Source organism: Streptomyces tricolor (genome assembly GCF_002155905.1).
Lineage (GTDB): Bacteria > Actinomycetota > Actinomycetes > Streptomycetales > Streptomycetaceae > Streptomyces > Streptomyces tricolor.
The window spans coordinates 1-6,364 of record NZ_MUMF01000769.1 but is presented as its reverse complement, the minus strand read 5'-3'; the positions used below and the strand labels follow the sequence as shown (position 1 = coordinate 6,364).

Below are 6,364 nucleotides of genomic sequence, written 5' to 3'. Positions count from 1 at the left end.
GCCTGCGCCGCACCGGCCTGCCCGCCGGCGCCGGCCGGGTCCTCGTCGTGTCCCCCCGGCGCGGCGCCGCCACCGAGGAGGTCGCCGTCAACCTGGCCGCGGCCTTCGCGGAGTGCGGGGACGAGGTGTTGCTGGTGGACGCCGACCCCGGCACGCCCGCCCTCACCACCCGGCTGCCCCTGCTGCCGGACGACGCCCGCACGCCCGAGGAGGCCTCCCTGCCGGAGGGGAGCCGCCTCGTCGACGCCGGTGCCGCCGGGCGGTTCGCCTGCTGCGTCGGCGGCGGCACCGGCGGGCCCGCCCAGCCGGGCGGGTCCGCCGCCGTCCACCGGCTGCTGCCCGGACCCGATTCCCGCGCCGCTGTCGTCGTCACCCGGCCGCTCCTGGAGCACGCCGACGCACTCGCGGTCGCCCAGCGCGTCGACGGCGTCCTGTTGGTCGCCGGCCTCGACACCACCCGGCGGGACGACCTCAAGCGGGCGCACGAGCTGATCGACTGCTCCGGCGCCACCCTCCTCGGCGCCGTGCTCGACGCCGGCCGCCGGAGGGGTCGTCTCCGCGCCCTCCTGCGCCGCCGCCCCGGACGCCGCCCGGAGGCGGAGCCCGTCACGCCGGTCGTGGAACTGCCCGCGCAGGACGAGACGCTCACGGTCTCCCGCGGGTGACCGCCCCGGAAGCGACCGCCCCCGGGTCCGCCGCCCCGAGCGTCGCCGCCGCCGCCCGCGGCGGCTGGTGGGGGGTGGCGGGCGCCGCGGTCAACGCCGTCTTCGCCTTCGTCTTCGTCGGCCTGATCACCCGCGCCGTCGGAGCGCAGGGGGCCGGAGCGGTCTTCACCGGGGTGGCCGTGTTCACCATCCTCAGCAACACCTGCAAGCTCGGTGCCGACACCGGGCTGGTCCGGTTCGTCTCCCGCGACATCGCCGTGGGCCGCGGCCGGTCGGTGGGCGCTCTGCTGCGCGCGGCCGTCGTACCCGCGGCCGTGGCCAGTACGGTGGCCGCCCTGCCGCTGCTGCTGTGCCCCGCGGTGGCCACCACGCTCCTGCCGCACCTGCCGCCGTCCGACGCCGTCACCCTCGTCCGGCTCTTCGGGCTGTTCCTGCCCGTCGCCACCGTCGGACTGGTCCTGCTCGGCGCCACTCAGGGCCACGGCACCGTGCTGCCGTTCGTCGGCGTGGAGCAGATCGGCAAACCCGTGCTGCGGGTGGCCGTCGCCGTCCCGGTGGCCTGCTTCGCGCCCGGCCTGCTGGCCCTGGCCGCGGCCTGGCTGCTGCCCGCACTGGCCGGCACCGTGGTCGCCTGGCTGGCCCTGCGCCGCTGCCGCGCCGCCCGCGGCACCGCGCGTCCGGCCCCGCGCGGAGCCGTTCCCTGGCGCGGCTTCTGGAGCTTCGCGGCACCCCGCGCGATCTCGTCCGTGTTCGACTTCAGCGCGGTCTGGATCGGCGTCGTCCTGCTGTCCGCGCTGGCCACCGGCGCCGAGGCGGGCGTCTACACCGCCATCGGCCGCGTCGTCACCGCGGGCACCCTGCTGCAACTGGCCATCCGGCTCGCCGTGGCACCCCAGATCAGCCGGCTGCTCGCCGTCGACCAGGTCGCCGAGGCGCGCCAGCTGCACCGCGTCTCGACCTGCTGGGTCGTGCTCTTCTCCTGGCCGCTGTTCGTCCTCCTCGCCGGCTTCCCGCGGACCGTCCTGTCGGTCTTCGGCCCGGAGTTCGTCCAGGGCGCGCCCGCCCTGGTCGTGCTGTGCGGGGCCGCCATGGTCAACGTCGCGGTCGGCAACGCCCAGACCGTGCTCCTGATGTCCGGCCGCAGCTCCTGGCATCTGGCCGTCACCGCCGCGGCGTTCGCGGTCCAGCTGACGGTCGGGCTGCTCACGGTGCCGAAGTGGGGCGTCCTCGGTGCCGCCGTGTCCTGGGGCGCGGCCATCGTCGTGGAGAACCTCTCGGCCGCCCTGCTCATCCGGCTGCGCCTCGGCTTCACCACCGTGGACCGCGGCTACACGACCGCCCTCGGTGCCGCACTGGCCGTGGCGACGGTGCTGGGCGCCGTCCGCGTCCTGGGAGGTGACACGCTGTCAGGACTCGCCGCCGGGATGACGTTGGGAATGTGTGTATTTGGTACTAGTTTGTGGTGGTATCGCAGGCCGCTGGGAGTGAATGAGCTGGTCGGAGTTCTGCGCCGTCGCGCCGCGTGAGCCCAGGCAGGGGCGTACGGCCCGGGTTCGGCAGGCCCCGTGTCATTCCCCGCGTGTCGCCCACACCACTGTCATCCGGGGTGTCCATTGCGCCTGAGAAAGCTCCCGTCGAGGGCGGCCACCAGGGCTGTCGCCGCCACCGTCCTGTGCTCCGCCGCCCTGCTCCATCCCGCGCTCGCCGCGGCCGACGACGGTCCCCGGCCGGCGTTCACCGCCGACCCGCTGACCACATGGCAGACGAACGGCATCGTCTGGTCGCTGGCCGCCGCGCACGGTGTCGTCTACGTCGGCGGGACCTTTGACTCGGTACGGCCGTCGGGCGCGGAACCCGGCGACCGCGAGGTACCGCGCCGCAACTTCGCCGCGTTCGACGCGGTGACCGGCGCCCTGCTGCCGTGCGCGCCGTCGTTCACCGGAGGCGAGGGAACCGTCCGTGCGCTCAAGACCTCGCCGGACGGCCGGGTGCTGTACGTGGGCGGTTCCTTCAGCCGGGTCGGATCCACCGGCGTGGCCAGCGCCGTCGCCCTGAACACGGCCGACTGCTCCCTGCGGCGGGACTTCCGGCCGGCGGTGTCGGCGACCGTCCGGGCCATCGACACCACGGACCGGCGGGTCTATCTCGGCGGTGACTTCCGCCGGGTCGACGGCCGGACCAGGCAGCACGTCGCCGCCTTCACCCCCCAAGGCACGCTGCTGGACTTCCGGGCGCGCGTCGACGCCCCGGTGCGCGCGCTGTCGGCGGTTCCCTCGCGCCAAAGGATCTACGTCGGCGGCGACTTCGAGACGGTCAACGACCGGTGGGCCCACGCGCTGGTCGCCCTGGACGCCACCAGCGGCGCGACCGTGCGCTCCTTCCCGGACTGGCTGCCGCCCGGGTCGGTGGTGAAGTCGATCGCACAGGACGACACCCGCTTCTACGTGGCGGCCGAAGGCCACGGCGAGGGCATCTTCGACGGCCGTATCGCGGGCCGTCTCGACGACCACCGCATGGTGTGGAAGGACGACTGCCACGGTGCCACCCAGGCCGTGCTGCCCTATCAGGGCGTCCTCTACAGTGCCTCGCACGCACACGACTGCGCCGGGACACCGGGCGGCTTCCCCGAGCGGCAGGACCGGCAGCACCTGCTGGCCCAGTCGCCTCGCGACCGCAGGATCCTGCACTGGTTCCCCGACACCGACGAGGGCAGGGGGGAGCGGGTGGGACCCCGTGCGCTGGCGGTCGCCCGGGGCATCCTCTGGGTGGGCGGCGAGTTCACCCGGGTCAACGGCGCGCCCCAGCAGGGCCTCACCCGCTTCGGGACCGGCCCCGACACCGGGGCGCCGGCGGTTCCCGCCCTCTCCCTCTCGGCCGCGGAACCCGGACACGTCACCCTCCGCTGGAAGGCCTCGTGGGACCGGGACGACGCGGCGCTCACCTATCGCCTCTACCGGGACGGCCGGCTCGTCTCCCGGCAGGAGCGGTCGTCCACCTACTGGAACCGCCCGTGGATGAGCTACACCGACTCCGTGGACGCCGGCACCCGCCACCAGTACCGGATCGAGGTCACGGACGGCGTGAACACCTCGCCGAAGTCCCCGCCGTTGCGGGTGGCCGTGCCCGGGGGGACGACGGCATGGACGGCGGGTGAGTCGGCCAAATGACCCGCATCGGATTCGCGCCCGGCGTCTACGACCTGTTCCACATCGGGCACCTCAACATCCTGCGCCAGGCGCGCCGGCACTGTGACCGCCTCATCGCGGGCGTCACCTCGGACGACCTGGTCGAGCGCCTCAAGGGCAGACCGCCGGTCGTCCCGCTCACCGAGCGCCTGGAGATCGTCGGCAGCCTGCGCTGCGTCGACCTGGCCGTCGTCGAGTCGGAGGAGGACAAGCTGGAGATGTGGAAGCAGATCGGCTTCCACGTCATCTTCAAGGGCGACGACTGGCGGGGAACGCCCAAGTGGGAGTCGCTGGAGCGGCGTTTCGCCGAGGTCGGCGTCGAGGTCGTCTACTTCCCCTACACGATGCACACCTCCAGCACCCTGCTGCGGGGTTCCCTGGAACTGCTCTCCCGGCCCGAGCGGCTGGAGATCCCCTCAGCGCAGCTCCCGGAACCACTTGACCAGGAAGGCGGCCATGAACACGAGGTGGGCCAGCAGCAATGTGCAGTAGACGGAAAGGAAGACGTGCTGACTGCCCAGGAATAGGAAGCCGAGGCAGGTCACGCCGTAGTCGACCGGAAGGAGCAGCACGGACCGCAGCGCCGGGGCGGATTCCGCCGGTGCCGCCGGTGCCGCCGGTGCCGTGGTGCGCCGCTTGAGCTGCTCCGTCAGGATCCCCGCGAAGAAGATCACCACGGCCGCCAGTTCGAACAGCATCGGTGCGAGCAGGAAGGCGGGGCTGGGCAGTGAGAAGAAACGGTAGAACGACACCAGCACGACCAGGTGCACCGTGACGAGCTTGACGCAGTCCAGCACGTGGTCCAGCCACTCGCCGGACGGACTTCCCGAGCGCTGGGTGCGGGCGAGCTGACCGTCCGCCGCGTCGAGGGCGAACCCCACGGCCAGCGCCGCACAGACGCAGACCGCAAGCCCCGGACCGGGCCGCACCAAGGCCACGGCGGCCAGGGCGGGGAAGGTGAAGAGCGCGCCGAGCACGGTCAGCTGATTGGGGGTCGCCCCGGCGCGGTAGGCCAGCGCGGCCAGGACACGGCCCGCCGGACGGTTGACGAACAGGGTGTAGACCGACACACCCTTCGCGGGCTTCTGCGCCGCCGTCATGTACCTGAGCGTCTCGATGAACCCGGTCATTTCCCTCCTTGATGAGGAAAGCGGTGGAAAGCGCTGTAAAGCGCCTTAAAGCGCTGGAAACGCTGGAAAGAAGGCGATTATGCCAGAATGGGGTGGATCGGTGTCCCGTGTCAGCCGTCGGCATCTTCTGCGTGGCGGCGCCTCGGTGCTGGCCGGGGCGGCCCTGCCCGGCCGCAGCGCGCTCGCCGCCGCGCGCTCCTCGGACAATCCGGAGACCGTGGTCAACGTGGCCGACCTGGGGGCGGTGGGCGACGGGCGGACCGACGACAGCGGAGCCTTCGAGATCGCCTACGCGTTCGCCGCCGCCCGCGTCTCCGACGGGGTCGGCCGCGTGGTGATCGAGATTCCCGCCGGAGAGTTCCTCATCACCCGCCCGCACGCCCTGCTGAACGGTGTCGCCCCGCCGCGGCCCGCGAGCGGCCTGCGGTTCTCCGGCGCGGGCAGGCGCATGACCAGCCTCGTGTTCCGCCCCGGCACCGGCCCGAACTCCTATCTGTGCCGGAACCAGGACGTGTGGTCGAACCTCTCCTTCGAACGCATGCAGTTCCGCTCGGCCACACCGGGCGCCTCCTTCTTCGACTCGTACTCGACCGGGCAGGCGCAGGACTACCGGTTCTCCGAGTGCGAGTGGATGGGGGAGTGGGAGTACGGGCTCGCCCTGAGCGGCACGGACACCAACTCGGAGATGCGGTGGGAGGCGTGCCGGGTCGGCGGCCGGTACCGCAGGGCGTTCCTGTACTCGGGGCTGACCCGGGCGGGACAGCAGGAGCCGAACGACCAGGACCAGTTCCTCAACTACTGGTTCACCGACATGAAGGTCGAGTACGAGTGGGGGAACTTCCTGGAGTTCCCCTACGGCGGTTCCATCGCCTGCCGGGGCGGCTCGTACATCATCACCGACAGGCGTCCGCAGAGCACGCCGGAGTACGGCACCACCAGCACCTTCTTCCGTTTCCCCGTCAACCGGCACCACGACTCCGTGCAGCGGTTCCACGCCCAGGACATCCGCTTCGAGGTGCGCAACCCCGACGTGGTCGTCATCGACTGCGTCTGGGACAGCGGCACGGTCCACTTCAGCGACTGCGACGACACCGCCTTCGCCCACAAGGACTTCTCCGCCGAAGTCCGCCCGCACCGCTACACCGTGGGCCCGCGCGGGCCGCTGATCCGCTACGACTCCTGCCAGCTGGTGGGCCGCCACACGTACCGGCCGGCCTCCGCGGACCCGCTCCCGGTCGTCGCCCGCTACGACATGTGCCTGCTCCGCAGTCATGCGGCACGCGACTTCGCGGTCACCTCCGGAACGAGCCGGGCCCCCTTCGTCCAGTTCGTCCACTGCATCGACGCCGGCACCCCGAGCGGCGCGTCCGGACCGGCCTCCCCC

4 protein-coding genes and 2 pseudogenes are annotated in these 6,364 nt (G+C 72.6%); 5 read left to right on the top strand and 1 reads right to left on the bottom strand.

All coding sequences use genetic code 11. The features are described from left to right. The 4 genes and pseudogenes from CCN44_RS39180 to CCN44_RS39165 all read left to right on the top strand — a co-directional run. Positions 1-665 (top strand): annotated as a pseudogene (locus CCN44_RS39180) (CpsD/CapB family tyrosine-protein kinase); the annotation flags it as partial. Next, positions 662-2,191 (top strand): lipopolysaccharide biosynthesis protein, encoded by a 1,530-nt coding sequence (locus tag CCN44_RS39175; RefSeq protein WP_086703825.1) that lies wholly within the window; start codon positions 662-664, stop codon positions 2,189-2,191. The pseudogene CCN44_RS39180 and the gene CCN44_RS39175, both read left to right, overlap by 4 nt. Positions 2,192-2,278: 87 nt before the next feature. Then, positions 2,279-3,832 carry a hypothetical protein gene (locus tag CCN44_RS39170; protein WP_086703816.1) on the top strand — a complete coding sequence of 518 codons (1,554 nt, stop codon included), beginning with the start codon at positions 2,279-2,281 and terminating at the stop codon, positions 3,830-3,832. Then, positions 3,829-4,266 (top strand): annotated as a pseudogene (locus CCN44_RS39165) (adenylyltransferase/cytidyltransferase family protein); the annotation flags it as partial. The gene CCN44_RS39170 and the pseudogene CCN44_RS39165, both read left to right, overlap by 4 nt. Here the strand turns inward: CCN44_RS39165 and CCN44_RS39160 are convergent. Then, positions 4,267-4,980: a CDP-alcohol phosphatidyltransferase family protein gene (locus CCN44_RS39160; protein ID WP_086703812.1), complete on the bottom strand. Its 714-nt coding sequence runs from the start codon at positions 4,978-4,980 to the stop codon at positions 4,267-4,269. A gap of 100 nt (positions 4,981-5,080) precedes the next feature. On the opposite strand from CCN44_RS39160, the gene CCN44_RS39155 reads away from it, so the two are divergent. Continuing rightward, the coding region (locus CCN44_RS39155) for a pectate lyase family protein (RefSeq protein ID WP_086703809.1) at positions 5,081-6,364 on the top strand (1,284 nt) is incomplete at its 3' end.

Bases quoted from the DNA above. Each gene is read 5' to 3' on its own strand.
- CCN44_RS39160 (WP_086703812.1), bottom strand. From the start codon at position 4,980: ATGACCGGGTTCATCGAGACGCTCAGGTACATGACGGCGGCGCAGAAG.